The sequence below is a fragment of the Dethiosulfatibacter sp. genome, from assembly GCF_983023055.1.
The window spans coordinates 1-802 of sequence record NZ_CEZJXU010000044.1 but is presented as its reverse complement, the minus strand read 5'-3'; the positions used below and the strand labels follow the sequence as shown (position 1 = coordinate 802).

General features: G+C 37.0%; 1 protein-coding gene. It reads right to left on the bottom strand.

Annotated features, from left to right (window positions below; genetic code table 11):
• Positions 1-344 precede the first annotated feature (344 nt).
• On the bottom strand, positions 345-802 hold a 458-nt coding region (locus AC3AX0_RS03000), incomplete at its 5' end, for an LCP family protein (protein ID WP_487548824.1).

Here is an 802-nt window from a genome sequence, read left to right as displayed (position 1 = left end):
CTCCTAGTCAAAGCGACTACGTCGCGTTAGCCAGTACACAGCGGCCTCGTCGCGTTAGACGCGAAGCGGATAGTGTACAGGCGATATTGACGCCGTAGAAAGTTTTCCTTTAAACAAAATTACAACGTTTCAAGTAATTTTGTATATAATAACTTTCACAGGCAAACAAAGCAATTACGTTGCGTAAACTGTTTAATAATAATTATATCATATTTTTTTAATGTAAAATGTAAATTAATTGTATATTCAATAATCTAGTGTCGTACGCACTAAGCTATAAAAAAGAGCACATCATCCATAAACGGACAACATGCTCCATGTTTTCAATATCAGTTTTCTTCCACTTATTCCTTTTCAAAAGGGATATCATACATTGTGTATACCATTTCTTTTAACTTATCATCATCAGTAAGAAAAAAAGAAGTTCTCCCTATATAGTCATCTGTGCCGGGCAATGTATAAAAAGTTACATCATCCCTTGACATACCTGCAGCACCCTTGGCGTATCCAATCATATCACTGAGGCCTACATCGGTTCTGAAACTGTCAAATACTTCATCCACTATAAATGGAAGCCTGTAACTCAATGCCTTGTCTATAGCCTTGTTCATGAATTCCTGCTGCTTCTGTATACGCTGAATATCTCCATAGCTAACAGTTCCGTCACTGCTCTTTCTGAACCTTAAAAACTGTATTGCCTCTTCACCGTTTAAAACCTGGTTACCCTCCTTCAAATCTATTAAAAGTGGAGGTTCGTCATATGGATCCTCATAATACATATCAAAGGGTACGTTGATTTCAA